1 protein-coding gene is annotated in these 1,066 nt (G+C 54.1%); it reads right to left on the bottom strand.

Annotated features, from left to right (window positions below):
* Positions 1-133 precede the first annotated feature (133 nt).
* Positions 134-955, bottom strand: a complete 822-nt coding sequence (dapD, locus tag BDE01S_RS10685; protein WP_066081409.1) for a 2,3,4,5-tetrahydropyridine-2,6-dicarboxylate N-succinyltransferase — start codon at positions 953-955, stop codon at positions 134-136.
* Positions 956-1,066 lie beyond the last annotated feature (111 nt).

Below are 1,066 nucleotides of genomic sequence, written 5' to 3'. Positions count from 1 at the left end.
CCAAACTTGTCTCTTTATTCGTTTCTTCGGCTATAAAACACCTATCCGCAAAAAAAGGCCGTCTGAAAAAGACGATACGCTTTTTCAGACGGCCTAGCTGTTTCCACTGCGGCCTGCAACAAGGCCTAGCGGATTAAATACCGCGCAGCAGCTCGTTTACGCTGGTTTTGGCGCGGGTTTGCGCGTCCACTTTTTTCACGATGACGGCGCAGTAGAGACTGTGGCTGCCGTCTTTGGAAGGCATAGAGCCGGACACCACCACCGAGCCGGCCGGTACGCGGCCTTGGTAGATTTCGCCGGTTTCGCGGTCGAGGATTTTGGTGGATTGGCCGATGAACACGCCCATGGAAATCACGCTGCCTTCTTCCACAATCACGCCTTCTACGATTTCGGAGCGCGCGCCGATAAAGCAGTTGTCTTCAATAATAGTCGGGCTGGCCTGCAGCGGCTCCAATACGCCGCCGATGCCCACGCCGCCGCTCAGGTGTACGTTTTTACCGATTTGCGCGCAAGAGCCAACGGTCGCCCAGGTATCGACCATCGCGCCTTCGTCCACATACGCGCCGATGTTCACATAAGAAGGCATCAGCACCACGTTTTTGGCCACGAAGCTGCCGCGGCGCGCCACCGCACCCGGCACGGCGCGGAAACCGGCAGCTTGGAATTCTTCTTCAGACCAGCCGGCGAATTTGGTCGGCACTTTATCGAAATATTTGTTAACACCGTCGTCCAGCACTTCGTTATCCTGAATGCGGAACGAGAGCAATACGGCTTTTTTCGCCCATTCGTTGACTTTCCATTCGCCCACGCCCAAACGCTCGGCCACGCGCAATTCGCCCGAATCCAGCTGACGGAGGGTTTCCAATACGGCTTCTTTGACTTCTGGCGTCACGGTAGAAGGCGAAATTTCGGCGCGGTTTTCAAACGCGGTTTCGATGATGTTTTGCAAAGACATATTCTGCTTCCTTTGTGGGTAAATGGATAATCCCGCGTGTGCCGCTGTTTCGGGCGCACGCGGTTTGGAAAAATCATTGATATAGTCGTTTCAATTTATAGTCGAATAACA

Source organism: Bergeriella denitrificans NBRC 102155 (assembly GCF_001592185.1).
GTDB lineage: Bacteria > Pseudomonadota > Gammaproteobacteria > Burkholderiales > Neisseriaceae > Neisseria > Neisseria denitrificans.
The sequence above is the reverse complement of the archived record's forward strand: the minus strand, read 5'-3'. Positions and strand labels throughout refer to the sequence as shown.